The following is a 24867-nucleotide window of genomic DNA, read 5'->3' on the forward strand; positions in this document are numbered from 1 at the left end:
TAAGGCTTACTACTAGTAAGCCTTTAATTGTTTTAGTGCTTTATTTTTTAAACTTTCAGTATATTCATTAATCTTCCAATGCTCTGGGCTCCAACCTTTAACAAAACGTTGAAAGTCTGCCCATGCAATAGCAAATAATGGCCGCCAGTTTTTTTCTACCTCATCAGCTTGTATATCTGGTCTCATTTCCTTTAGTGCAGCTCTAAGATGAGAGAAATATTCGTCCAATACCCAGCTTTCCATCTGCGTGCAGTACTCAGGTTCTACCGCGCTACTCATAAATAGCGCCACATCCTTCATCGCGCACCCTTTACCTACGTACTGAAAGTCTACTGCAGCGGCTTGCTCTCCACTTTCCGTAAAACAAAAGTTCGCTAGCTTAGCATCACCATGGACTAAGGTTTGGTACGGCGCGTGTTTAAGCACAGAGTCGATCTTTTCAGCCATAGTTTTTAACGGCAGATCGGTCAAAGCGTCAAATTCATCTGGTCGTGTCTCAAGATGCCAGTATGTGCCACTTGGCCAAATCCCTTCGCCTTTATTCTGTATATGCTGGGCATGAAAATACGCCAGCCAACGCAAACATGCGCCAAGGTGTGTTTTAGTCGCCTTTTTACACACCTGAGTAAAACCGCGCTGGTGAAGATCTTCCATCACCAGCAGCCACTCATTGGGCTTCTGCTCCACGAGTAAAGCATTTGGCACTGGGCTTTCACTGTTCATTTGGCTGGCATAGTTTTGATACCAGTAAAGCTCAACTTGATAAGATTTTAGCTTACGCTGGTGAGATAAGTCCGTATTCCAACCTCGCGGGTGTGATTCTGGTTTCGGTAGGCGGACATGCTTAATTACGATACTAGTGTCATCAACAAACAGTCGCACCAGTTCACCGTAGCCGCCCCACAATACTTGCAACTTTTCGGCTCGAAGAATTGTATTTAAGCCAAGTTTATTGATAACAGATAAATAGTGATCTAATTCCATGTTCAGTTTCAAGCGATACTGCTGTTGGTTGAAATGGAAGGTAATGTAACACATAGAGAGGTGTAGGCGGCAGTACGCCACCTACAATACTCTACTACGCGATTTTAATCCGACAAATAGTACTGTACGGTAGAAACCACACGGACTTTTTTAATGTGCGGTGTATTACTGTCGCGATCATAAATAGAGAACTGGCCTTGTGTCGCCCACTTAATCTTCCCTAAAGAACTTTGCGAGTCTTTGGCAAACTTCTCAGCAACTTCACGAGCATTTTTCGTTGCTTCTTCAACCATATCAGGTTTAACGTCATTGAGCTTAGTGAAACTGTACTCCACACGATTCGAGTATGGGTCTTGATTGAGGATCACCCCTTGTTTACCCAACTTCCCTATCTCTTCAATGGCTCCCCTGACAACATCTACATTCTCGCTGTATACCGTTACCGTTCGCGAAGCCAAGTAACGAAATGGCATATTTTGCTCGCCGCCATATTGCTGAGCTTTTTTGTCAATGACCGCCGGAGAGGAAAGGGAAATATTGTCAGCTTCTAACCCCTTAGCCGTCAGAAAGTCTCTAATCAGCCGCGTTTGTTGCTCGATATCATCAAACATTGCGCTCGTATCGTTACTCGCAACAGTAAACTTTATCGGCCAAATCACCGTATCAGCGGCGTATTCTCGCTCAGACAGCCCTTTGACGGTGACAACGCGCTCATAAGCCTTATATTTAACCGCAGTTTGCTGAATGAAAAATCCCAATAAACCTAGGCCGAGTATTAGACTCAAACCGAGCCACAATACCGCCTTATTTGAAAATCGCTCCATTTTTTCTCCTTGTTTCATTCAAGTGGAATTCCTAAAGCAAGTTAACCCGTCAGGCAAATAACCAAGTCACGCTTTCAAATGTGCCCACTGAGGGTTGCGCTCAAGATAGTGGATCACGTAACTACAAACTGGTTTCACTTTAACACCCATTTGTTCCAGCTCAGGTAATACGGCTTCCATCATAACTTTACCGTAACCTTTACCTCTTAATTGTTCAGGAATATGTGTGGAAGTTATGGCATATACACCATCTTCTACTTTAAACTTTACCACTGCGTAGAGCTCAGACTCTAAATGAACACGAAATTGCGATTTTTCTGGTTCAAAATATAAGTTATGAGACATACTCTGCTCCCAAAAATGATACGCAGCTCAAACAAATCCTTGAATTTGCTATTTGAACAAATAGTCATGCGTACATAAAATCAAAGTTGTATGAATGATTAACCTCATCGATACAACTACCCGTTAGAAAAACATAACACGTGGCACACACGGAGACTAGATGAATACCCAAGCGGTAGATAATAAGGACAATAACGTACGCGCGTTAAGTAAAGAGAGAAATATTGCCACAGTGAATAGCCTAGACGCACTGGCCATGATTGAGCACGGTGGCGAGTTTACTATGGGTATTACCACCCCAGTAGGGATGACATTTAGGTGTAAAACGGCTTTTATTGGTACACATTCAGACAGCATTATTTTGGCCGAGCTGCCGAAAGTGTCTGACAATGATCTTAACTTCTATTTCCAGGAAGGGTTCTGGAGCACCGTCAGAGCGATTTCTCCGCGTGGTGAAGGGGCAGTGATTCAATTTCGTAGTCAGTTGCAGTATATCGTCAAAGAGCCTATTCCGATGGTGATGCTCTCCATACCCAAGACGATGCAAGTCTCTCAACTGCGTAAAGAACCGCGCTTTGACGTTAACCTGAACGCTAAGGTTGCGATGAATGAGACGAAGCTCGATTGCGAAATACGCGACCTATCAAAGAGTGGATGCAGATTTATTACTGCGCCGTTAAGTCGCCCCTTTCAAGTCGGTGACAAAGTTGCCCTGATCGTTCAAATCAAAACGGGTCTAGGGAAACAAGTTACTTTTGACCCACTGTTTGGCAAAGTGTGTAATCTTCAGCGTTCTAATCAGTATTCTAAATATGGTGTTCAATTCAATGAACCCGGCAAGAGTAACGCTAAAACCCTGCTTAGCCATCTTAAGTTTAATGGCACAAAGCTTACGCTACGCCAAGAGTGATACAAAAATGCCCTGCTGAGTGAGCAGGGCATTGTTTATGGTTTTCTGTTATCTAACCGATAAACGAAATGTATCCTTGCAGGATGATTAGGTTCACGATATCGATAAAGAAAGCACCGACGATAGGTACCACCATAAATGCTTGAGGAGAAGGACCAAACTTGTTCACTAACGATCCCATGTTCATTACAGCTGTCGGGGTCGCACCTAAGCCAAAGCCACAGTGTCCACCAGCCATCACAGCGGCATCATAGTTAGAGCCCATGACCTTAAACGTAACAAAGTAAGCAAAAATACCCAGTACCACGGACTGAACAGCCAGTATCGTTAAGAATGGAATCGCTAAATCGAAGATATTCCAAAGCTTTAAGCTCATCAGTGCCATCGCTAAGAACAGTGATAGCGACACCGTACCCAAAATATCTACCGTTTCTGCATTCACTTTATGCAGCTTTGTTACCTCTAGCACGTTGGTGATAAATACGCCGATAAACAGTGCGTAGACAAAATCTGGAATCATCAGCCAACTAATTTCGAAGCTACTTACCCACTGCTCTAAGTACTTAGCGCCCGTGACACAAATTAGCAGTATAAAGAGTACCTCAATGACTTTCTTCGCCGTCACTTTGTCTTCTTCATACTCGTTGTACGTGATCACTTCAGGGAATTTTTGGTGGGTTTGTGTCCCTCGGCCATATTCCGATTCAAAGCTATTCTTGTCGATTAACTTTTGGGCGACCGGGCTACCAATAATACCGCCGATAATCAAACCGAACGTGGCCGATGCCATCGCGATTTCTAGCGTGTTAGTTAAACCATAGTTTTCGGAAAACGTTTGAGACCAAGCCGCGCCAGTGCCGTGCCCACCAGACAGTGTAATCGAGCCTGCAATCAAGCCCATCAGTGGATCAAGCCCTAATGCGCTGGCCATAGACACCCCCACCCCGTTTTGGATGATGATGTAAAACGAAGCAATCGCAAGAAACAAAAACACCTTAGCGCCACCCTTCATAAGCTGGGTGTAGTTGGCAGCCAAACCTACCGTGCTAAAGAACATCAACATAAACACGTTCTGCAGCGGTAAAGAAAACTCTAGGTCGATGCCATTAAAGTGCATCATGGTAATACCAACAGCGACGATCAAACCACCAACAATGGGTTCAGGAATGTTGAATTTTTTTAGAATAGGTAGCTTGGAGTTGATGAAGTGACCTAAGAATAGAACACTGATGGCGACTAAGAAAGATTCTAGCGGTCCAATTGAAATTACTTGATTCATAAAACCTCTTTATTATGTGTCACTCATCTTCCCTAATGAGTTAAGAGCCCACTATTGGCTCAGCAACAGGACTAAGCATCGCAAATTTCAAAAACGGCTTTCCTGTGCGATTAGTAAAAATTTCTCTATTGAAAAGTTTCCTCTCTACAGCGGGGTATCCCACTCCATTTCAACAGTAAAACCAGAACGAAACACTGGCTTGTGCGAAGAAGGCGGACATTATTAATGGATTTTTGCCACTTTGTCGAGTTCAAGCACCAAAATCGTGGGCTAGATAAAAAAAGCCAAAAGCAATTTAAATCACTCATATTAGGGCGAATTGTGGATGTAACGCGGATCGAAGGCAAAAAAATAGCCAATCGCAAAAAGGGCGATTGGCTTATATTTTGTGTGAACAAAAAGCATTCACTAACAACGTCAGTTGGCTAGGTGACCCTCGGCTTAAAAGGGTCAGTATTTATAATGCAGTATGCGTGCCAACTTTTTTGGGGCATTTTTGTGGAAAAAATCGCCATATTCAACTATTCCCCATTTCCAAACCGCAAATTGAAATTGCATTTTGCAAACGAGTCGCAAAACAATATAAAACTATATTCTTATAAACAAGATTGTCATTTTCACTTTTGCGATATTTTTTACGCCAAAGAGTCGATATACTCGTACCACCTAAATTTATCCACCAGTTAACATGAATTATTTTACGACGTTTCTCAAAGGGATAGCGATGGGGGCTGCCGATGTAGTACCCGGCGTATCAGGCGGTACCATCGCCTTCATTACAGGCATCTACGACACGTTGCTAGAAAGCATCAGACGTGTAAATCCAAGTTTAGTCGGCATTTGGAAGCAAAACGGCTTCAAAGGAGCCTTTAACCACATCAATGGTTTTTTCCTCATTTCATTGTTTGGTGGCATTTTTTTCAGTATTGCGACGCTGGCTAAACTGATCTCGTGGTTGCTGGTAACCCACCCTATTCCTCTGTGGTCTTTCTTCTTCGGCCTTATCTTAGTGTCTGTTTTTCACATGCTGAAGCAAATCGAGCAACGCAACATTAGCCGCTTTGTATTTCTACTGCTAGGCGTCGCCTTTGCTTACAGCATTACTGTGCTGAAACCACTACATATGGAACCAAGCAGCCTAAACGTTCTACTTGCTGGCTCAATCGCCATTTGCGCCATGATCCTACCGGGCATTTCGGGCAGCTTTATTCTGCTGTTAATTGGCATGTACGCCCCAGTATTAGGTGCAGTAAAAGCATTTGATGTAAATATCCTGACACTGTTTCTGTCAGGCTGTGTGATCGGATTACTGACGTTCTCACACCTTTTATCTTGGCTGCTACGTCACTTCCGAGATTTCACTTTAGTATTTTTAACGGGTTTGATGTTAGGTACGCTACCTAAGATCTGGCCTTGGAAAGAAACACTTACCTGGCGCACCAACTCGAAAGGAGAGCAGGTTCCACTGCTACAAGAGAATCTATCACCGTTTGATTTTGAAGCTGTCACTTCACAGCCTGCTCAGTTAGGCATTGCGATAGTCTTGATGCTGTGCGCGATTGGGCTTGTACTGGGGTTAGAAAAATTCGCCGAAAACCGCGATATATAAGTAAACGCCAAGAAAAACAAAAGGCGATACCTCTCGGTATCGCCTTTTTTAATTGCGTTGATTTGAGGAGAAGGACGCTAAGCCACTTCTTCGATCACGGTATGATCTTGTTTAGCAAACAACTCTTCATGAAGCGCGCAAATCGCCTTCTGATATTCTTTGTCGCTCACCACAAACTGCACGTTTACATTACGGATGGATGAGTGCAACGCCACCGGCGTTATGCCGCTCTTCATCAGCGATAACACGCCCTGAGCTAGGGCTTTGTTCGTATCAATTTGAGAGCCTATTGCTGAAATCAATGCCACCATGCGGCCTTTGATCGATGCTTTCGGATAACGCTTTTCCGCTTTATAAAGCACTTTATTCAAGCTTTCTGTACTGCCGCCGAGGTAATACGTAATGGAGTTCGCGTTCATCTCTTTACCGATCAAATTCACGCGTGCATCAGAGATGATTTCCATTAATTCACAGCTGACGTTATCAACCTGACCGACCATTGCTTGATCAAACACATGCAGGGCAAACACTTTTTCTTTACCCGCAATGATTTCTACTCTGTCTTCATCCGGCTTATATTGATTAGAGATCAACGTACCCTGATGCTCCGGTTCAAAGGTATTCTTGATCTGCAACTCAATCCCGCTTTCGCGCAAGCCTGCAGCCGCATTCGGATGGATGGCTTCCATACCTAAGTTAGCTAGCTGGTCTGCAACATCATAATTGGTATACCCGATTGGCAGTACTTTATCTGGGCCAACCACGCGCGGGTCCGCAGAGCTTAAGTGATATTCTTTATGGATAATCGCTAAATCAGCATTCGTGATCGAGGCAATACGGCTGAATGTCATTTCACTGTAGCCGCGATCGTAGGTCGTCATCAGACCTTCTTTACAATAAGCGTAACCTGTCACGATCGGCAATTCATTGTCCATATCGATGCCAGCAAACGCATCTTGAATGGTTTCATCTAAGTTTTTGGGTGTTTGTGTATCCCAGCCAGACAAATCAACAAACTTAGCATTCACACCCATATTTTTAAGTTTTAGCGCGGTATTGAACGCACTGTGAGATTCACCAAGCGATGATAAAAACTCACGGATTTGTGGCAGGTACTGCCTTAGTGAAAACTGACCGTATTGGCAGGTTTCCATAATGTTAGTGACACAGTTCTTCGCTTCTGAAATGCGAGAGCGAATAAACTTATCAGCTCGCATACGATTCATTGGGTCAGCAAAGATGTTTTCATTGGTCAACAGCATGCGCTTCTCAACATAGTCCAGAGCCTCTCGCCATTTCTCATCCCGTTTAGCAATCAGCTGGTAGACGCCTGGCTTACTGGTCTTTTTGCACTCCAGTAGCGCATCGGTAATACCGCCGTATGCAGACACCACAAACACGCGTTTGTAGTGCTCTTCTGGACGTAGGATGATGTTTTCTAGTACAGCATCAAATGCTGTCATTGAGGTACCGCCGATTTTTTCTACGGTATAAGTCATGTTAGATAACCTCGATTATTTTATGACATGGGAGTGAGGAAAATTTGAGATAGCGGGGCGCAATGCCCCACTTAATATGCCGCTCTGTCAGTCAACCAGAGGGTAGACACCGTTTTCATCGTGCACTTCTGCGCCCGTGATTGGTGGGTTGAATACGCAAGCCATGACCATTTCTTTATCTTTATAAGCACGTAGATAATGCTCGTCATGCTTATCGAGGATATATAGGGTGCCCGGTTTGATTGGGTACGTTTCACCGCCAACCACTTCGATTTCACCTTCACCACTCATGCAGTAAACCGACTCTAAGTGGTTTTGGTAGTGAATATGCGTTTCCGTGTTCTCATAAATGGTAGTGATGTGGAAAGAAAAACCCATTTTGTCATCTTTCAACAACATACGGACACTTTCCCATGTCTCAGATACTACTCTACGCTCACTGTCTCGACACTCATCTAGTGTTCTAACAATCATCTTTTTCTTCCTTGTTATGATGCTTTTTTAAAGTATTTGCTCGCAACGCTTTCCACTGCATTTTCAAAGATGCTCATGCCTTGCTCTAGCTCTTGGTCTGTGATCGTTAATGGACAGAAAAACTTAACGATTTCGTCGTCAGGACCCGCCGTTTCGATGACCATTCCATTCTCGAAACATGTCTTAGCAATCTCATCAGACAAATCACCATTTCGACACTCGATGCCGATCATCATGCCGCGACCTTTCTGCTGAACAAACAATTCAGGGTAACGCTTAACTAAACGCTGAATCGTATTTGAAACCGTCTCTGAACATTGACCGATATGTGTTTCGAACTGGTCATCAGCCCAATAAATTTCAAGTGCTTTAGCCGCTGTCACAAACGCGTGGTTGTTCCCGCGGAACGTACCGTTGTGTTCACCTGGTTTCCATTGGTCCAATTCAGGCTTAAGCAGTACAACCGCCATTGGTAAACCATAACCACCAATAGATTTCGATAGCGTCACCATGTCTGGCTTAATACCCGCTGGCTCGAAGCTGAAGAAAGTACCTGTACGACCACAACCCGCTTGGATGTCATCGACAATCAGCAAAATATCGTTCGCTTTACAGATCTTGCTTAGACGCTGTAACCACTCGTTTGACGCAACGTTCAAGCCACCTTCGCCCTGTACCGTCTCAAGTAAAACGGCTGCAGGCTTATCCATACCGCTTGAATTGTCAGAGAGCATGGTTTCAAAGAATGCCAAACCATCAATGTTCGCGTAACCGTCAAATGGAATACGGGTTACATTGCTAAGCGGTGCACCGTTACCACCACGGTGATGTTGGTTACCCGTCGCTGCCAGCGCACCTGCTGTACAACCGTGGAAACCGTTTGTGAAAGCAACGATGTTGCTGCGGCCAGTTACTTTACGCGCAAGTTTTAGCGCCGCTTCTACAGCGTTGGTGCCCGTTGGGCCAGTAAACTGGACTTTGTATTCTAGGTCTCGTGGAGCAAGGATGTAACGCTGCAATGATTTTAGAAACACTGCTTTTGCGTCGGAATGCATATCCAATCCATGTGTGATGCCGTCTGATTCAATGTACTCAAGCAGTGCCTGCTTAAGAACCGGGTTGTTGTGCCCGTAGTTAAGAGAACCGGCACCTGCAAGAAAGTCTAGGTAACGTTCGCCTTGTTCAGTTTCTAGCCAGCAACCTTTTGCTTTTTTGAATACCACTGGAAAACTGTTTGAATATGAACGTACTTTGGATTCTTGTTTTTTAAAAATATCCATGTGAAAGACCGTAATGGCTCCTTTTTATTGAGGATTATTTAAAGGGATGCGATACAAATACTCTGTATCATGCGTTCCTTTGAAATGAGTTTCTTCGTCCAAGAAAGTGCTAACTTCACCACGATTACCATGGTTGGAATCTAGCTTTTTGAACAACGACCATGATGCATCGTTATCTTTAGTGATGGTCGTTTCTACTGCTTCGACACCTTGCAGTGACTGGCGTTGGATTAATTGGTCCAACATTTTGTATGCTAGACCTTTGCCACGATAGCGGGGGGAAACCGCAACTTGCCAAACAAATAACACGTCTGGATCACTGGGTTTTTTATAGCTTGAGATAAAACCCGCGATGTCTTTGTCTTGCTCTGCAATAATGCAGGTGTTGCTGAAATGAGCTGCTTGAAGAAAGTTGCAGTACGAAGAGTTAACATCTAATGGCGGACAATCTGCGATTAAACTGAAGATTTTGCCTCCATCCGCTCTGCTCGGTTCACGAAAAATCCATTTTTTACTTGGGGTCTCACCGATTTCGGGATACATCACCCAAGGCGCTGATGTAATCATGTGCAAAAACATTTCCTTTGAACTCTAAACAAATTTCCATTTTATTATCGCCCTAAACGAACCAAACAAATCAATAGATACCCCAATTAATGTGACAAAGATCACAAAATTAACCCATAATACACATAAAAATAGTTAGACCTCTAATTTATTGAGCTTTAAATTTATTGCTGTAAACAGAGTAAAAGGCCATCTGGTTGTGGGTCATTTTCGTGTTAGAAATGCAATTCGCGCTTATTAGTCATACTCACACGCTCACTTATTTGTTAAGTTGTTCCTACTAGAAAACAATGATTTAACCGGAATACTAAATATGCGCATTTTGATAGTTCTTCTGGGGCTGTTTAGCTTTATTCAGCCGACATTTGCTGAGCAAAACTCATACTCAGAAAGTGACTTACTTGACCGACCTTTAATGGAAAGGTACATACTGGATGAGCTCAAAGCTTTGCGCCAAGAACAGCAAGATTTAGAGAGAAAACTGGTCATTCAAATCACCGATCGTGAGCTTTCCGTTGCCGACAAATCACTCAACTACGCCAACGTCACGGTAACGTACTTTTTCTATATCATTGCAGGTGTCGCTTCGTTAATTGCCTTTGTTGGCTGGCAATCTTTGAATGAATTCAAGAGTAATACTAGAGAGATGGCTGACAAGCGTCTTGACGCGATTGCCAAAGAGTACGAGAAGAAATTCAGCGTGCTTGAGCGAGATTTGAAGCGCAAGACACGCATCATCAGTGAGAACAACAAAGAGATCGAGAAGATCAACGAAATCCACAACTTATGGCTGCGCGCGCAGAGTATGCCAACGCCGGAACAGCGAATCGATGTCTACGATGAGATTTTGGGTATCCGACCAGGTGATTTAGAGGCGCTGACGTACAAAGCCGATGCCGCGATGGAGATCAATGAGTACCACTGGGCCCTCAGTTTATGTAACCGAGTACTCGATCTAGACAACACCAATGGTCCTGCGCTCTACCAACGTGCATGTGCATACTCTCGCCTTGGCGTAGAAGAGCAAGCGATAGAAGACTTGGAACGCGCCATTGAGGCGAGCCCTTCTATCCGAGACTTGATCAACACCGAGCCTGATTTAGAAGGGCTGCATGGGAACCCTCGCTTCGATATGTTACTGCATGCCGAGCATCAATAGGGCTTCCCATTTTGCTCCGCAAGCTTACGCGGCTTGCGGAGCATTGTAATTACCTAACAATGCGTCATAAAAATTACTGTCATTGAGTACCCCAACTAATTTTCCATCTTCCACTAGCAGAATTGGCTGACCACTACGCTGCTTAAGCTCTATTGCTTCTCTCATGCCTATTTCAGGGCTTGCGACCACTATCGTATTTTGGTCAATATCATTGATATCAAGCTGGCCTGCTTGCCAGTCAACCAGTTTAAGGTCTTCTCCTTCAACCAACTTAACGTCAGCCAAGGTCTGCTCAACCCACACTTGCTTAACTGAACACACTTCCAGCCTGTCCTGCTGCTGCTTCAGCTCGTTCACTGGCTGCATTAAAGAGCGCCCTTTCAATACGTTAAGCGGGTTGGTATGAGCGACAAAATCACGCACGTATTCGGTTTCTGGCTGCAACACGATCTGCTCTGGTTTACCGTGCTGGATAAGTTTTCCCGATTCCATAATCGCGATGTTATTGCCGATTTTTAATGCTTCATCGAGGTCATGACTGACAAACAAAATGGTCTTATTAAGCTTTTCTTGCAACACAATCAGCTCGTCTTGCAACTGAGCGCGAATAAGTGGGTCGAGCGCGGAAAACGGCTCATCCATAAGCAAGATATCAGTATCCATTGCGAAGGCGCGCGCCAAACCCACACGCTGCTGCATACCACCAGAAAGCTCATGCGGAAACTTGTCCGCCCATTCGGTGAGCCCGACCATATCAAGCTGCTGCTTGGCTTTCTCTCGACGCTCAGCTTTGGGCATGCCTTGCATCTCTAGACCAAACGCGACGTTATCGAGCACGCTCAACCAAGGCATTAAGGCGAATTTTTGAAACACCATTGAGATGCGATGAGTGCGCAAATGGCGCAGCGTGGTTTCGTCACAGTTAGCCAGATCAACTTTCTGCTCGCCGTCTTTGATTTCAAGCGCGCCACGCGAGATGGTATTCAAACCATTTACCGCTCTTAGCAAGCTCGACTTTCCTGAACCTGAAAGCCCCATCAATACACAGATCTCGCCCTCTTTAACGCTCATGCTCACATTATCCACGCCCACGACTTGTCCTGCTTCATCAATAATTTGCTGACGCGTTTTGCCCTGGTCGAGTAATTCCAACGCTTTTTGTTGCTGGTCACCAAACACCACATCAAGGTTTTTAATCGTAATTGCGTCCATGGTTATGCTTCCTTCTGGTTAGGTGTTTTACATAGGCGATCGAGGATGATCGCGACAAGCACAATCGCCAGTCCGGCTTCGAAGCCTTGAGAGATGTTCACAGTGTTCAACGCACGAACAACAGGTTTACCTAGACCATCCGCGCCGACTAGTGCGGCAATGACCACCATAGAAAGCGACAACATAATGCACTGAGTCACACCCGCCATAATGCTTGGCATCGCAGCAGGAAGCTCCACTCTGAACAACAGCTTCATACGGTTAGCACCAAACGCTTTACCTGCTTCAATCAACTCTTCCGGCACTTTAATGATACCCAGGTAGGTGAGACGGATTGGTGCTGCGATAGCAAAAATGATGGTCGATATAAGCCCCGGAACAATCCCCAAACCAAACAAAACCAAGGTCGGAATCAGATAAACGAAGGTCGGTACTGTCTGCATCAGATCGAGAATGGGTCTTAGCAGCGTGTACAACCAAGGACGATGCGCTGCCATTATTCCAAGTGGTACGCCAATTAATACGGAAATCGTTGTCGCCGCAAAGACTAAGACAAAGGTTTCCAGCATCTCCTGCCAGTATCCAAGGTTTAAAATGGCCAATAGAGCCGCGACAATAAACAGCACCAGTGGAATGCTACGGTGCAAATACCATGCAATCGCCGCTGTCAGCAAAATAGGCATCGCCGGTGGCATCCACTTAAAAATGTCTACAACAAAAAGAATGATGGTTTCGAGAAAAATGGAAATCGCGTCAAACAAACCGGAGGCATTGGTCGTCAACCAATCTACGCCCGTTTCCATCCATTGACCTAAGGGGATTTTGTTGTCTGTAATAAAATTCACAATACACCTTTATTTTGTTGGGCGAGCCAAAATCGCTCGCCCAGTTAAATTACGCTTTTGAGTTGATATAGTTCGTTACTGCTTGAGCCGCATCTTCACCCGCGAGCGTTGTGACGCCTTTCAGCCAAGGTTCGATTTGCTCTGGATTCTCTTTCAGCCATTGCTGAGCGGCTTTCGCTGGCTTCACTTTCTGGTTGAGGATCGCTTCCATCAACTCGTTTTCCATCTCTAGGCTGAACTCAAGATTCTTCAGCAGTTGACCAACGTTTTGACATTGGTTGAGGTAGTCAGCTCGCACATTGGTGTATACGTTCGCACCACCATAATTCGGGCCGAAGTAGTCATCGCCTCCGTCAAGATATTCCATCTCAACATTGCTGTTCATTGGGTGCGGCGCCCAACCAAGGTAAACAATCCACTGGTTACGACGCGCGGCACGTGATACCTGAGACACCATGCCCGCTTCACTCGATTCAACGAGGCTAAAGTCTTTTAGACCAAACGCGTTTTCATCGATCATTGACTGGATCAGGCGGTTGCCGTCGTTACCAGGTTCGATGCCGTAGATACGATCGCGGAACTTGTCAGCGTGCTTCACCAAATCAGCGAAGCTTTTCACGCCAGCGTCGTATACGTATTTCGGAACCGCTAAGGTGTATTTTGCGCCTTCAAGGTTGGCGCGTACCGTTTCCACTGTGCCTGCTTCACGGTATTTAGCGATATCTCCCTCCATTGTTGGCATCCAGTTGCCAAGGAAGATATCGATATCACCGTTCGCCATTGACGAGTATGTCACTGGCACAGAAAGCAGGTCGGTTTTGGTTTTGTAGCCCATACCTTTTAGCAACTCGCTTGTTACCGCTGTTGTCGCGGTAATATCGGTCCAACCAACATCGGCGAAACGCACCGTTTCACATTGGTTAGCATAAGCGTTCATTGCTAAGGTACTTAGCGCGATGGTTGAGAGCATTTTTGTCTTCATAGACATATTAATTTCCTTATATTAATTACTGACTTTGGGGCTTAGCCCAATTTTCTTTTTGGTGAATTAATTCGTTGTTTTTCCTGCCACTGAGGAGCAATCCACACAGGAAGATCTTGCGTTGGCAGTGGAGCTTGGTTGAGGATCATGTCTGCTGCACGTTCAGCGACCATAATGGTTGGCGCATTGAGGTTGCCATTTGGGATCGTAGGGAAAATAGATGAGTCCACTACGCGCAAACCTTCGATACCGCGCACGAGGCATGCTTCATCCAGCACTGCCATCGGGTCATCACCGGCGCCCATTTTGCAACTGCAAGAAGGGTGATACGCACTTTCGACGTTCTCTTTGACCCATTCATCGATCGCTTCATCACTCTTAATATCCATGCCAGGCTGGATCTCTTCGCCTCTGTACCCATCCATTGCTGGTTGCATTAAGATTTCGCGCGTCAGACGAATACAGTCACGCCAGTCTTGACGGTCTTGCTCGGTCGAAATGTAGTTGAATTCGATACGGGGTTTGTCGTGTGGATTTGCCGAGGTAATCGCAACCGTGCCGCGGCTTTCTGGCTTATTCGGGCCGACGTGGACTTGGAACCCGTGTCCGTCAAACGCGGCTTGTCCGTCATAACGCATCGCGGCTGGTAGAAAGTGATATTGAATGTTTGGCCACTTAAGACCTTTGCGAGAGCGGATAAACGCGCACGACTCGAAATGGTTGGTCGCGCCTAACCCTTTGCGGGTCAAGATCCACTCAGTCCCAATCAACCCTTTGCTCACCAGACCTAACTTGCTGTTAAGTGTGATCGGCTGTTTGCAGTGATACTGGAAGTAGACTTCAAGGTGGTCTTGCAGGTTTTCACCCACACCTGGCAGATCGTGTGCGACCTCAACGCCCGCCTTTTCCAGTACCGCTTTTGGTCCAATACCCGACAGTTGCAGCAGTTGCACTGAGCCAATAGAACCCGCTGACGAGATCACTTCTTTTGTCGCGTAGCACTGCTGCACGTTACCGCGCTTTTCAAACTCAATGCCAATGGCCTTTTTATCTTCAAGCAGAACTTTGCGCGCGACCACACCTTTAATCAGCGTTAAATTCGAACGCTTAAGTGCACGCCTTAAGTACGCGTTAGAGGTGGAAGCGCGTACGCCTTTGTCGACGGTCATGTGCATTGGGCCAAAACCTTCTTGCTGATAACCGTTGTAATCGTCCGTTTGTGGGTAACCCGCTTGCTGACCTGCATCGATAAACGCTTGGTAAAGTGGGTTGAGCGTCATATCGTTACCGTTGCAGGTACCCAACGGACCTTCGCCACCTCGGTATTCGTCTGCGCCACCTTTCCATGATTCTGCTCGGCGGAAATACGGTAGACACGCTTGGTAGTTCCAACCTTTCGCGCCGTGCTCTTCCCATTCGTCAAAGTCACACGCATGACCACGAACATACACCATGCCATTAATAGACGAACTGCCACCCAACACTTTACCGCGCGGGCAATGCAGCTGGCGTCCGTCGAGGCCTTTTTCTTGCTCGGTTTCGAACTGCCAAGCGTATTTTTCGGTATTCATCGGGTATGACAGCGCGGTCGGCATCTGGATGAAAATACTTTTATCAGTACCACCAGCTTCGAGTAGCAGTACCTGATTTTCTCCGCTTTCTGTCAGCCTGTCTGCCAACACACAGCCGGCCGAACCCGCGCCGACGATAATATAATCGTAGCGTTGTTGCATTTGTTGTCTCCGTTGAGGTTAGCGTTTAAGCGTAAGGACTGGCGAAATCGCCAAGCTCGACAAGCACGCTCTTAGTTTGCGTGTAGTGACGTAGAGTTTCCGGACCGTTTTCGCGCCCGACACCAGAGTGTTTGTAGCCGCCCACTGGCATCTCTGCTGGTGAATCACCCCAGGTGTTTACCCAACAAATGCCCGCTTCGAGCTGATGAATAACGCGGTGTGCGCGTGACAGGTTTTGCGTAAACACACCTGCTGCTAGGCCATAATCGGTCGCATTAGCGCGTTGAACGACTTCTTGCTCATCAGAAAACTTAAGTACCGACATCACCGGACCAAAGATTTCTTGCTGCACATGCGGCATTGAATCATCACAGTCAACAAACACGGTTGGCGCAACAAAGTTGCCTTTGTCTAGGCCATTTTCCGTCACTCGGTAGCCGCCAGTCAGCAACGTCGCGCCACTGGCTTTACCCTGTTCGATGGCATGAAGGACTTTGTGCAAGTGTTCGTTGGAAATCAGTGCGCCAATTTGTGTTTGCATATCCATTGGGTCGCCAACCACCAGTTTCTCGGTGCGCTGTTTAAGCTGAGCAACAAACTGATCGTAAATCGACTCGTGGACAAATACGCGTGTGCCATTAGTACAAACCTCACCTTGGGTGTAGAAGTTTGCCACCATCGCCGCAGACACCGCATCGTCGAGCTTGGCATCGTCAAACACGATCATAGGTGATTTTCCGCCCAGCTCCATCGTCACGTCTTTCAGTGTTTTGGCACTGTCGGCCATCACTAATTTGCCCGTGCCCGATTCGCCAGTGAATGACACTTTCGCTATATCCGGATGCGCCGTAAGCATTTGCCCGACACGATGGTCGCCTTGAACCACGTTAAATACGCCATCAGGCAGCCCCGCTTCACTAAAAATTTCCGCCAGTTTTAATGCGGTCAGAGGGGTTTCTTCCGAAGGCTTGAAGATCATCGCATTGCCCGCAGCGAGTGCTGGTGCCGATTTCCACATCGCGATTTGAATTGGGTAGTTCCACGCGCCGATGCCGGCACAAATGCCTAACGGTTCACGTCGGGTGTAGAAAAACTGCGATTGGCCAAGTGGCTGTTGCTCGCCCTGCATTGCTGGGACGAGACCTGCGTAATACTCGATTACGTCTGCACCAGTTACGATGTCGACTTCGAGCGCTTCTTGCAGTGGTTTACCCGTATCGGCGACTTCCAGCTTAGCCAGTTCGTCGTTACGTTCACGCAGAATGGCGACCGCTTTAAGCAGAATGCGGCTACGCTCTATCGGTGTCATGGCAGACCAAACAGCAAACCCTTGCTTGGCTGACTCAATTGCAGCTTGCAAGTCACTTTCGCTCGCCTGATCAATTTCAGCAAGCGGCTCACCGTTGGCGGGATTGTAGGTTGTAAAGCTTTCCCCTGAGCTGGCAGAACAAGCTTTACCATTGATAAATAATGATTTTAATTTCATATGAAGGTGCTGACTTTATGTTTATTTTTGAGAGTAAAAAGTAAGTTGTTTATCTAAGTAATCGTTAATAATGGTGCGCGCCTTATCTGCATCGATTCCGTCGGGGTTGAGCGTCCCGCGAAGCCAAATGCCGTCAATTAAAGACGCGATACCGTGGGCAACAACTTCCGCTTGTTCTTTTGCAAACAGCGCTTTGAGTTCGATACGTAAATGAGAAAGCAGCCGTCTCTCATTCACGCGTTGCAGCCGTTTCAATTGTTCGTCATGCATTGAGTATGACCAGAAAGCAAGCCAGGTTTTGGCGACCTTGTTCTCTGCCTGAAAGCCGACGAAGTTACCATCGATAATCGCGTTAATTCTTTGTTTGTGGGCATCTTCTGGCAGCTCACGTAAACGACTGGTGATCGTTTCAGACAACTGGCGCAAAATTTCACGCATCGTCTCTTCTAGCAAACCGTGCTTCCCACCAAAGTAGTGGTTAATGATCCCTGTCGACACACCCGCTTCTTTACTGATCAAAGAAATACTTGCCGCATGCAAACCTACTCGATCAATGACCGTCATCGTTGCTTGCACAAGTTGTGGTTTCCTAATCTTTGGCATCCCAACTTTAGGCATTTTTCCGTCCCTTTTATTTTTAATTGAACGTTCAGTTAAATATAAAATGCCTCAAAAATGATTTGTACTCAAATTATTTTTTAGTTTTTATTACTAATCTGACACAAAATCCTAACAGTACTATGTGATATTGCTCGTAAGGCAACTTTGGAAAGGAATTATATTTTTCGCTTAAAAAGTAATGAAAAATACAGGAAAACTAGTAATTACCTATTAAATATCAAAGATATAAAATTAAACTCTCATTTTTAAGGGAAAATATTTAGACGTAAAAACACAATGTAAATTATGTTTACAGGATGCCATTCATTGAATGTTTAAAAAAATTTACTTAGAGTACTAAACGTTCATCAATAAAACATAGCCACAAAAGGACTGACAACATGGATCCCATACTGGAAGTTAAGGGACTGTATAAAGTGTTTGGCGATGAGACTGACCGAGCCTTTGAAATGATCAATAAAGGTGCTGATAAGGATGCAGTCTTTGAAAAAACCGGAGCCACCATCGGTGTAAATGATGTCTCTCTCAGTATTCGCGAAGGAGAGATTTTCGTTATCATGGGCTTATCAGGATCTGGTAAATCAACCTTAGTTCGCCTACTTAACCGCTTAATTGAGCCCTCTCAGGGCAACGTTCTCCTCAAAGGCAAAGACATCGCCCATATCTCTGAAGACGAGCTTCGCGATGTCCGCCGAAACAACATCTCCATGGTTTTCCAAAACTTCGCTCTGATGCCCCACATGACTGTCATTGAAAATGCAGCATTCGGCCTAGAGCTTGCGGGAGTTGACCAAGACAAACGAAATGCTAGTGCGCTAGCAGCACTTGAACGTGTTGGCCTAGATGCTTACGCACAATCGTTTCCTGACGAATTATCAGGTGGTATGAAACAGCGTGTTGGTTTGGCACGAGCCCTCGCCTGTGACCCAGATATTCTGTTAATGGATGAGGCTTTTTCTGCCCTTGACCCTCTGATCAGAACAGAAATGCAAGACGAACTTATCCGTCTGCAAAACGATGACAAACGGACGATTGTCTTCATTTCTCACGACTTAGACGAAGCCATGCGTATCGGTGACCGTATCGCCATTATGCAAAACGGCTCCGTGGTTCAAGTTGGTACTCCAGATGAAATTCTTAACCAACCAGCAAATGACTACGTAAAAGCATTCTTCCGCGGGGTAAACGTTGCCAGCGTACTCACAGCAAAAGATATTGCGCGTAAGAAACCCGCATCCGTATTTAAAAAGTCTGAACACGACGGTCCTGCCTCTGCCATGCAGATATTGATCGAAAGTGACCGTGAATTTGGCATCGTGGTAGATAAGACCAGCCGATACTCTGGCATTGTCTCTTTAGATTCATTGCGCGCGGCAAACAAAGAAAACCGTTCATTGGCCAGCGCACAACTGAATGAAGGCTTAACTCTTCAGCCAGACCAGCCTATTAACGACATCTTAAGCCTTGTTGCAGGCGTACCTTACTCGGTTCCAGTTGTTGATGACAGCGGCAACTACTTCGGTGTTGTAACTAAATCAAGACTCCTCCAGACACTAGATAAGGATTAAAGAATGTCATCAGACCAAACAAATAACGATCCATGGTCACAGACGACAACGGAACAAAGTGATCCATGGGGACAAGCCACATCGGACAGCGCTAGCAGTTCAGACTGGCTGAATAATGAAGTCGCAGCCGAAAAACCGTTTGATATTTTAAACCCATTTGATAATGCGGTCCTGCCTCTCGATTCTTGGGTGGAAACTGGGTTGAACTGGTTGGTTGAACACGGGAGACCTGTTTTTCAGGCAATCCGTATTCCAATCGATTTTATCTTAAGTTCATTTGAAACCGCGCTGGTCTCAACACCTGCGCCATTTATGCTGCTCATCCTCTTCCTATTGGCATGGCAATTTTCGAGCTTAAGACTTGGCATCGCTACTGTTGTCTCTCTGGTATTTATAGGCCTGATCGGCGCATGGTCAGAAGCGATGACGACACTCTCTTTGGTGATGACCTCAGTCTTCTTCTGCTTACTCATAGGTCTACCGATGGGGATTTGGCTTGCAAGAAGCGATACTGCCGCGCGATTTGTCAGGCCGATTTTAGACGCGATGCAAACCACGCCCGCATTCGTTTATCTGGTCCCTATCGTGATGCTATTTGGTATCGGTAACGTGCCGGGGGTGGTTGTTACGATCATCTTTGCTTTGCCTCCTGTCGTTCGTTTAACGATCCTGGGTATCCAACAAGTACCAGAAGAACTCATCGAAGCTGGCCATTCATTTGGTGCCAACAAAAAACAAATGCTTTATCGCATCCAACTACCACTTGCGCTACCAACCATCATGGCTGGTGTTAACCAAACACTCATGCTCTCTCTATCGATGGTGGTAATTGCATCAATGATTGCTGTTGGTGGTCTCGGACAAATGGTACTTCGAGGTATCGGACGTCTAGACATGGGGCTTGCCGCTGTCGGTGGTGTCGGGATTGTTATCCTCGCCATTTTACTTGACCGCATTACACAGGAGTTAGGTGCAAACGCAGGTAACACCAAAATACGCTGGTACCACACAGGCCCTATCGGCATATTCCTTCGCAACAAAAGTAAGAAAAAAGAACTTACACTAAGGAGAAATACTAATGATTAATTCATGGAAGAAAGCGTTCACTCTAGGCGCAGTTTCTACTCTCGCTTTATCATCTAACGTTTGGGCAGAAAAACTGCCAGGCGAAGGGGTGACTGTACAGCCTGTTCAATCGACTGTTGCAGAAGAAACTTTCCAGACCTTAATCGTAAACCGAGCTTTGGAAGAGTTAGGTTATGACGTGCAACCAACCAAAGAGGTCGACTACAACGTAGGTTACACCTCTATTGCAAAAGGCGATGCTACCTACCTAGCGGTTGGCTGGTTCCCGTTACACGCAGACAAATACTCTCAGTCTGGTGGTGATGACAAGTTCTTCCGTAAAGGTCAGTACATTAGCGGCGCCGCTCAAGGTTACTTGATTGATAAGAAAACGGCTGAAAAATACGGCATCACTAATATTGGTCAGTTGAAAGATCCTAAAATAGCAAAACTGTTTGATGCAGATGGTGACGGTAAAGCTGACCTAACAGGCTGTAACCCAGGCTGGGGTTGTGAACTGGTGGTTGAAGAGCAAATGACCGCTTATGGCCTACGCGATACGGTTGATCACAACCAAGGTAACTACGCAGCGATTATTGCCGATACTATCTCTCGCTACAAAAAAGGTGACCCTATTCTTTACTACACATGGACGCCTTACTGGGTAAGTGGTGTGCTTGTTCCGGGTAAAGACGTGGTTTGGCTAGAGGTTCCATTCTCTGCCCTACCTGGCGAGCGTAAAGACATCGACACAACACTAGAGAACGGCAAGAACTACGGCTTTGAAATGAACTCAATGCGCATTGTTGCCAACAAAGAGTTCACTGAGAAAAACCCTGCTGCTGCAAAATTGTTCGAAATCATCAAGCTAAACATCAACGATGTGAGTGCGCAAAACATGATGATGAGCAAAGGCAAAAACAGCATGGCTGATATCGAGTCTCACGTGAATGGTTGGGTCAAAGCAAACCGTAAGCAGTTCGATGCTTGGCTTGAAGAAGCGAAAAAAGCAGCCATGTAATTGTGGCCACTTTTAGCTGATATCTTTCCAAGAGCCGCATATCGCGGCTCTTTTTATTTACTCAGATAGTCATGCTTCCGGATAGCGCCGTCACCGCGCAGCCTGATAGTTTTACCACTGAGGGTTCGACCAGTTCCACACCAACATAACCGCCACGCGAAGAAGCTTGATACCCTTGCAACTTAGCTTTGTCGAGTTTTTCCGACCAGTAAACACCAAGCGCACAATGTGCCGAACCCGTGACCGGATCTTCGTCTACACCAACCCAAGGCGCAAAATAGCGCGAGGTGAAGTCTTGCCTTGAACTCGACCTGGCTGTAACCAGCACTCCGCGACCACTTAATGCTTTTAGGCCATTAAAATCTGGCTGTAGTGCAAGCAGCTTTTGTTCATCATTCACGACAATCAACTGTTTGCTATCAAACTCTCCGTAGTCGATAACGTCCCCCTCACTCAACCCCAACAGCCGAAGAAAATCTGCATTAATATCAACGGTTAAATCTAGCTTGGGAGCCGGAAAGTACAAATCTATGCTGTCTCTGTTTAGGTCAGCGGTCAATAAACCTGACAGCGTATTAAAGGCAATGCTATCGCCTTGTTGGTACATCCCTAGAGATTTCAATACGTGCGCCGTCGCCAAGGTACCATGGCCACATAATTTTACTTCCACTTGGGGAGTGAACCACTTTAACTGCATGGTATCGAGCGCCAGAAACGCGGTTTCCGATACGGCCATTTCTGCAGCGATCGCTAGCATTAAGCTTTCTTCCAATGCCGTATCGGTAATACATACCCCTGCCGGATTGCCTTTAAACAACTCTGATGCAAATGCATCAACTTGATAGATCTGTAATTCCATAATTTACCTAGATTTTCTGACGACATTTATTTTATCGGTTAGTCTGGCACAACAATCAACCCAAACGGTTCCAGTAGCTGAGCTTGCTGCCAGTCGCAGATTTTTACTCCGCTTAAATCGACTTTTCTCGGGTCTAACCCTTCCAGTTCGGTGTGGCTGAGGTTACAGCCCTGCATGCGAAACTGTCCCCAACAATCTTCTGAAAAGACACCACGGCTCAAGTCTGACTCCTTAAACGAAGCCCCGTATAGGTTCGCGCCTATCCAGCGGTTTTCAAACAAATCACACTTTTCTATGCACAAGCGCTCTAAATTCGCATAAGACAAATTGCAGCCAGTAATATATGCAGAACAAAAGTACACACTGTGGCTTATCTGATTGGTAAAATTAGCCTGCACAAAGTTCGCACCTTTTAAGTCACACTCTCTGAGCTCAATGCCAAAACAGTCTGCCCCCTTAAAGTTCGCCATTGAAAGTTGGCAACTTTTAAATGAGGCATCGCGCAAATTGCTGTATTCAAAGTAGCAGCCCTCTACCGCTCCTTGTTCAATAAAAGCACAGTCCTCAAACTGCGCATCTCTGAGATTCGCCCTACTAAAATCACACCGATAAAAACGGCAGGACTTAAAATACGAGTCACTTAAATCCTGACCAGAAAAATCTACCTGATCAAAAACTTCATTATTATTAGTCATATATCGGCCCTTATTCCAACTGAACCGAAAGACTACCAATCACAGAGAAGAAAACAACAAAAATAAAACCTTTAAAAACAGCAATTTAAAACCCCTCAAAATGGCTATTTTAAGCCACCAAAATAGTCCATAGAGGCACCTTTATCAAAATCACCAGACAAGGCCGTCAAAAAAATAATTTTATTTACTGGTGAGCCTTGTATGGACTTTTCACTCCACCTATTCAGTCGGTCATGAGAAGTGAGCTATAGAAGCTGTTGTTCTGATAAAAAGCGGCTACGAAAGGCGCTGGGTGTTAGCCCTACAATTTTGGTGAACACTTTTCTAAAGCTATTTACATCTTCGTAGCCAACTAAGTAGCTAACTTGTTCTACAGGTTTGATTGTGCTCTCCAGTAATTCACAGGCTTTTTGCACTCTTATACGTTGAACGTAATGAATAGGAGTGAGTCCCGTGGCTTTAGAAAAGTGTCTGATAAAGGTCCTTGGTGTCATGCATACCTGATCCGCTAACGCATCGATCCCCAACAGGTGATGATAATGGGTTTGGATATAGCGCTGAACATGCGCAATTTTTTCGTTGCCGTGAGAGTAATTTGGCGAAAAGGCTTGGTAGTAACGCTGCTCTCTGGCACCCGTATCTACAACCAGGTATTTACCGAGTTGACGCGTACGCGCTGGATTGGCGTATCGTGTGATCAAAGTGAAGGCCAGATCCATCCAAGACATCAAACCACCAGCCGTAATGATGTCGACATCATCGATCACGATTTTGTTGATATCGATAGACAAGTCTGGGTGACTCGCTGCCAATCTATCTTCCAACTGCCAGTGCGTCGTAATCGTTCTTCCTTGCAGCAAACCAGTTTGAGCCAGAATGAAGGCGCCAGCGCATACCGAGCCAATAACCGCCCCTTTCTGATGCGCTGCTCTCAGGTAATCGAGTAACGCTTGATCGGGTGCCATAAAATACTCGCCCTCCAGATTAGGGGGCAGCAAAACAATCTCACTATCAGAGTCGATGAGGTTTTCTACCCTCGTCACAGTGACTGAAAACTCAAACTCGCTTTCCGCCAACGCTTGTGTGTTAGCCAGCTGGAGAAACTCCTTCAACCCATAAACAGCGCTTTGTAACGCTCCGGGATAATCGATAATTTCGACCTTCATACACTTTGTCACTTTTGCCATTAAGTCTGTCATTTTCGACATGCGATAGAAAATCGAGAATAGCCATAATGGAAATGCAACACAACACACATGTAATAAGGATGAGATTTATGAGCAATAACACTGCGCTACTGTTAATTGATATTCAGAATGATTACTTCCCTTCATTTGAGGGAGCCAAATGGGCCCTATCAGGCACTGAACTCGCGGCAGAAAATGCAGCGCAACTGCTATCACTTTTCAGAGAAAAGAGCTTACCTGTGATCCATGTTCGCCATGAATTTCCAACACAAGAAGCACCGTTCTTTACCCCCAACTCCGATGGCGCAAAGATTCACTCCAGCGTGGCGCCGATTGGCGGCGAACCAGTCGTGCTAAAGTCAGAAATCAACAGCTTTAAAGGCACAGAGTTGGATGCCGTATTAAAACAAAAAGGCGTAGAACGACTAGTGATTGTGGGCGCGATGAGCCACATGTGTATTGACGCAGTGGTGCGTGCCGCCGCCGATTTAGGCTACGAATGCCACCTAGCTCACGATGCTTGTGCAACGCTGGATTTAGAGTTTAATGGCACCACTGTTCCCGCTCATTTAGTCCATGCTACCTTTATGGCAGCCTTAGATTTTGGATATTGCAATGTCGACTCGACGCAAAGCCTCTCTCAGCTGGTTTAACAGGTCGCCA

24 protein-coding genes are annotated in these 24867 nt (G+C 45.7%); 7 read left to right on the forward strand and 17 right to left on the reverse strand.

Annotation, left to right across the window (positions count from 1 at the left end; genetic code table 11):
• Positions 1-12: 12 nt before the first annotated feature.
• From VNE01S_RS02930 to VNE01S_RS02940, 3 genes are all read right to left on the reverse strand, one after another.
• Entirely contained in the window at positions 13-984 is a 972-nt protein-coding gene (locus VNE01S_RS02930; protein ID WP_053396138.1) for a phosphotransferase, read from the reverse strand.
• 104 nt (positions 985-1088) lie between these two features.
• Positions 1089-1808 carry an SIMPL domain-containing protein gene (locus VNE01S_RS02935; protein WP_053395878.1) on the reverse strand — a complete coding sequence of 240 codons (720 nt, stop codon included), beginning with the start codon at positions 1806-1808 and terminating at the stop codon, positions 1089-1091.
• Positions 1809-1874: 66 nt separating this feature from the next.
• Entirely contained in the window at positions 1875-2153 is a 279-nt protein-coding gene (locus VNE01S_RS02940; RefSeq protein ID WP_053395879.1) for a GNAT family N-acetyltransferase, read from the reverse strand.
• A 160-nt stretch (positions 2154-2313) separates the two neighbouring features.
• Between VNE01S_RS02940 and VNE01S_RS02945 the strand changes: the two genes are divergently transcribed.
• Positions 2314-3063, forward strand: a complete 750-nt coding sequence (locus VNE01S_RS02945) for a flagellar brake protein (RefSeq protein WP_053395880.1) — start codon at positions 2314-2316, stop codon at positions 3061-3063.
• A gap of 52 nt (positions 3064-3115) precedes the next feature.
• Here VNE01S_RS02945 and gltS read toward each other — a convergent pair whose 3' ends face one another.
• A complete protein-coding gene (gltS, locus tag VNE01S_RS02950) occupies positions 3116-4342 on the reverse strand; it encodes a sodium/glutamate symporter (RefSeq protein ID WP_053395881.1) in 1227 nt (408 codons plus the stop codon).
• A gap of 688 nt (positions 4343-5030) precedes the next feature.
• Between gltS and VNE01S_RS02960 the strand changes: the two genes are divergently transcribed.
• The gene (locus VNE01S_RS02960; protein ID WP_053395883.1) at positions 5031-5951 is read left to right on the forward strand and encodes a polyprenyl-phosphate transporter; all 921 of its coding nucleotides are present in this window, start codon (positions 5031-5033) and stop codon (positions 5949-5951) included.
• 77 nt (positions 5952-6028) lie between these two features.
• On the opposite strand, the gene VNE01S_RS02965 is transcribed toward VNE01S_RS02960, so the two are convergent.
• The 4 genes from VNE01S_RS02965 to ectA form a co-directional block, all read right to left on the reverse strand.
• On the reverse strand, positions 6029-7450 hold the full coding sequence (locus tag VNE01S_RS02965; protein ID WP_053395884.1) for an aspartate kinase: 1422 nt from the start codon (positions 7448-7450) through the stop codon (positions 6029-6031).
• An 87-nt stretch (positions 7451-7537) separates the two neighbouring features.
• Complete coding sequence (locus VNE01S_RS02970) at positions 7538-7924, reverse strand: ectoine synthase (RefSeq protein ID WP_053395885.1); 387 nt, start codon at positions 7922-7924, stop codon at positions 7538-7540.
• Positions 7925-7938: 14 nt separating this feature from the next.
• Complete coding sequence (gene ectB / locus VNE01S_RS02975) at positions 7939-9204, reverse strand: diaminobutyrate--2-oxoglutarate transaminase (protein WP_053395886.1); 1266 nt, start codon at positions 9202-9204, stop codon at positions 7939-7941.
• A gap of 24 nt (positions 9205-9228) precedes the next feature.
• On the reverse strand, positions 9229-9771 hold the full coding sequence (gene ectA, locus VNE01S_RS02980; RefSeq protein WP_053395887.1) for a diaminobutyrate acetyltransferase: 543 nt from the start codon (positions 9769-9771) through the stop codon (positions 9229-9231).
• A 313-nt stretch (positions 9772-10084) separates the two neighbouring features.
• Between ectA and VNE01S_RS02985 the strand changes: the two genes are divergently transcribed.
• Positions 10085-10930 (forward strand): tetratricopeptide repeat protein, encoded by an 846-nt coding sequence (locus VNE01S_RS02985; RefSeq protein ID WP_053395888.1) that lies wholly within the window; start codon positions 10085-10087, stop codon positions 10928-10930.
• Positions 10931-10954: 24 nt separating this feature from the next.
• On the opposite strand, the gene choV is transcribed toward VNE01S_RS02985, so the two are convergent.
• The 6 genes from choV to betI are packed head-to-tail and all read right to left on the reverse strand — an operon-like array spanning position 10955 to position 17806.
• Entirely contained in the window at positions 10955-12142 is a 1188-nt protein-coding gene (choV, locus tag VNE01S_RS02990) for a choline ABC transporter ATP-binding protein (RefSeq protein WP_053395889.1), read from the reverse strand.
• Positions 12143-12144: 2 nt separating this feature from the next.
• Positions 12145-12987, reverse strand: coding sequence for a choline ABC transporter permease subunit (choW, locus tag VNE01S_RS02995; RefSeq protein WP_053395890.1), 843 nt, complete (start codon positions 12985-12987; stop codon positions 12145-12147).
• 49 nt (positions 12988-13036) lie between these two features.
• Positions 13037-13975 carry a choline ABC transporter substrate-binding protein gene (locus VNE01S_RS03000; RefSeq protein ID WP_053395891.1) on the reverse strand — a complete coding sequence of 313 codons (939 nt, stop codon included), beginning with the start codon at positions 13973-13975 and terminating at the stop codon, positions 13037-13039.
• A 35-nt stretch (positions 13976-14010) separates the two neighbouring features.
• Positions 14011-15702, reverse strand: a complete 1692-nt coding sequence (betA, locus tag VNE01S_RS03005) for a choline dehydrogenase (protein ID WP_053395892.1) — start codon at positions 15700-15702, stop codon at positions 14011-14013.
• Between the two features lie 25 nt (positions 15703-15727).
• Positions 15728-17188: a betaine-aldehyde dehydrogenase gene (betB, locus tag VNE01S_RS03010; protein WP_053395893.1), complete on the reverse strand. Its 1461-nt coding sequence runs from the start codon at positions 17186-17188 to the stop codon at positions 15728-15730.
• Between the two features lie 21 nt (positions 17189-17209).
• On the reverse strand, positions 17210-17806 hold the full coding sequence (gene betI / locus VNE01S_RS03015) for a transcriptional regulator BetI (RefSeq protein ID WP_053395894.1): 597 nt from the start codon (positions 17804-17806) through the stop codon (positions 17210-17212).
• Between the two features lie 383 nt (positions 17807-18189).
• On the opposite strand from betI, the gene proV reads away from it, so the two are divergent.
• Genes proV through proX form a run of 3 tightly spaced genes read left to right on the forward strand, consistent with a single transcriptional unit; the run spans position 18190 to position 21463 of the window.
• Positions 18190-19377 carry a glycine betaine/L-proline ABC transporter ATP-binding protein ProV gene (proV, locus tag VNE01S_RS03020; protein WP_053395895.1) on the forward strand — a complete coding sequence of 396 codons (1188 nt, stop codon included), beginning with the start codon at positions 18190-18192 and terminating at the stop codon, positions 19375-19377.
• Between the two features lie 3 nt (positions 19378-19380).
• Complete coding sequence (proW, locus tag VNE01S_RS03025) at positions 19381-20463, forward strand: glycine betaine/L-proline ABC transporter permease ProW (protein WP_053395896.1); 1083 nt, start codon at positions 19381-19383, stop codon at positions 20461-20463.
• Positions 20456-21463 carry a glycine betaine/L-proline ABC transporter substrate-binding protein ProX gene (proX, locus tag VNE01S_RS03030; protein ID WP_053395897.1) on the forward strand — a complete coding sequence of 336 codons (1008 nt, stop codon included), beginning with the start codon at positions 20456-20458 and terminating at the stop codon, positions 21461-21463. The genes proW and proX overlap by 8 nt, the downstream gene beginning before the upstream one ends.
• A 61-nt stretch (positions 21464-21524) precedes the next feature.
• Here the strand turns inward: proX and VNE01S_RS03035 are convergent, their stop codons facing one another.
• The 3 genes from VNE01S_RS03035 to VNE01S_RS03045 all read right to left on the reverse strand — a co-directional run bounded on the left by VNE01S_RS03035 (position 21525) and on the right by VNE01S_RS03045 (position 24204).
• On the reverse strand, positions 21525-22322 hold the full coding sequence (locus tag VNE01S_RS03035) for a PhzF family phenazine biosynthesis protein (RefSeq protein WP_053395898.1): 798 nt from the start codon (positions 22320-22322) through the stop codon (positions 21525-21527).
• A gap of 38 nt (positions 22323-22360) precedes the next feature.
• On the reverse strand, positions 22361-23017 hold the full coding sequence (locus tag VNE01S_RS03040; protein ID WP_053395899.1) for a Qnr family pentapeptide repeat protein: 657 nt from the start codon (positions 23015-23017) through the stop codon (positions 22361-22363).
• 245 nt (positions 23018-23262) lie between these two features.
• On the reverse strand, positions 23263-24204 hold the full coding sequence (locus VNE01S_RS03045) for a GlxA family transcriptional regulator (protein WP_053395900.1): 942 nt from the start codon (positions 24202-24204) through the stop codon (positions 23263-23265).
• 89 nt (positions 24205-24293) lie between these two features.
• Here VNE01S_RS03045 and VNE01S_RS03050 point away from each other — a divergent pair, with 89 nt between their 5' ends.
• The gene (locus tag VNE01S_RS03050) at positions 24294-24857 is read left to right on the forward strand and encodes a cysteine hydrolase family protein (protein ID WP_053395901.1); all 564 of its coding nucleotides are present in this window, start codon (positions 24294-24296) and stop codon (positions 24855-24857) included.
• The last annotated feature ends 10 nt before the right edge of the window (positions 24858-24867 follow it).

Origin of the sequence: Vibrio nereis NBRC 15637 (assembly GCF_001591105.1) — a bacterium.
GTDB lineage: Bacteria > Pseudomonadota > Gammaproteobacteria > Enterobacterales > Vibrionaceae > Vibrio > Vibrio nereis.

Excerpts from the sequence above, each read along its gene's own strand:
- proX (WP_053395897.1), top strand. The coding sequence starts at position 20,456 with ATGATTAATTCATGGAAGAAAGCGTTCACTCTAGGCGCAGTTTCTACT.
- VNE01S_RS02985 (WP_053395888.1), top strand. The coding sequence starts at position 10,085 with ATGCGCATTTTGATAGTTCTTCTGGGGCTGTTTAGCTTTATTCAGCCG.
- VNE01S_RS02935 (WP_053395878.1), bottom strand. The coding sequence starts at position 1,808 with ATGGAGCGATTTTCAAATAAGGCGGTATTGTGGCTCGGTTTGAGTCTA.
- VNE01S_RS02970 (WP_053395885.1), bottom strand. The coding sequence starts at position 7,924 with ATGATTGTTAGAACACTAGATGAGTGTCGAGACAGTGAGCGTAGAGTA.
- VNE01S_RS03050 (WP_053395901.1), top strand. The coding sequence starts at position 24,294 with ATGAGCAATAACACTGCGCTACTGTTAATTGATATTCAGAATGATTAC.
- ectA (WP_053395887.1), bottom strand. The coding sequence starts at position 9,771 with ATGATTACATCAGCGCCTTGGGTGATGTATCCCGAAATCGGTGAGACC.
- gltS (WP_053395881.1), bottom strand. The coding sequence starts at position 4,342 with ATGAATCAAGTAATTTCAATTGGACCGCTAGAATCTTTCTTAGTCGCC.
- proW (WP_053395896.1), top strand. The coding sequence starts at position 19,381 with ATGTCATCAGACCAAACAAATAACGATCCATGGTCACAGACGACAACG.
- VNE01S_RS02940 (WP_053395879.1), bottom strand. The coding sequence starts at position 2,153 with ATGTCTCATAACTTATATTTTGAACCAGAAAAATCGCAATTTCGTGTT.
- ectB (WP_053395886.1), bottom strand. The coding sequence starts at position 9,204 with ATGGATATTTTTAAAAAACAAGAATCCAAAGTACGTTCATATTCAAAC.
- betI (WP_053395894.1), bottom strand. The coding sequence starts at position 17,806 with ATGCCTAAAGTTGGGATGCCAAAGATTAGGAAACCACAACTTGTGCAA.
- VNE01S_RS03040 (WP_053395899.1), bottom strand. The coding sequence starts at position 23,017 with ATGACTAATAATAATGAAGTTTTTGATCAGGTAGATTTTTCTGGTCAG.
- VNE01S_RS03000 (WP_053395891.1), bottom strand. The coding sequence starts at position 13,975 with ATGTCTATGAAGACAAAAATGCTCTCAACCATCGCGCTAAGTACCTTA.
- proV (WP_053395895.1), top strand. The coding sequence starts at position 18,190 with ATGGATCCCATACTGGAAGTTAAGGGACTGTATAAAGTGTTTGGCGAT.
- VNE01S_RS02930 (WP_053396138.1), bottom strand. The coding sequence starts at position 984 with ATGGAATTAGATCACTATTTATCTGTTATCAATAAACTTGGCTTAAAT.
- VNE01S_RS02965 (WP_053395884.1), bottom strand. The coding sequence starts at position 7,450 with ATGACTTATACCGTAGAAAAAATCGGCGGTACCTCAATGACAGCATTT.
- betA (WP_053395892.1), bottom strand. The coding sequence starts at position 15,702 with ATGCAACAACGCTACGATTATATTATCGTCGGCGCGGGTTCGGCCGGC.
- VNE01S_RS03035 (WP_053395898.1), bottom strand. The coding sequence starts at position 22,322 with ATGGAATTACAGATCTATCAAGTTGATGCATTTGCATCAGAGTTGTTT.
- VNE01S_RS02960 (WP_053395883.1), top strand. The coding sequence starts at position 5,031 with ATGAATTATTTTACGACGTTTCTCAAAGGGATAGCGATGGGGGCTGCC.
- choV (WP_053395889.1), bottom strand. The coding sequence starts at position 12,142 with ATGGACGCAATTACGATTAAAAACCTTGATGTGGTGTTTGGTGACCAG.
- VNE01S_RS03045 (WP_053395900.1), bottom strand. The coding sequence starts at position 24,204 with ATGGCAAAAGTGACAAAGTGTATGAAGGTCGAAATTATCGATTATCCC.
- VNE01S_RS02945 (WP_053395880.1), top strand. The coding sequence starts at position 2,314 with ATGAATACCCAAGCGGTAGATAATAAGGACAATAACGTACGCGCGTTA.
- betB (WP_053395893.1), bottom strand. The coding sequence starts at position 17,188 with ATGAAATTAAAATCATTATTTATCAATGGTAAAGCTTGTTCTGCCAGC.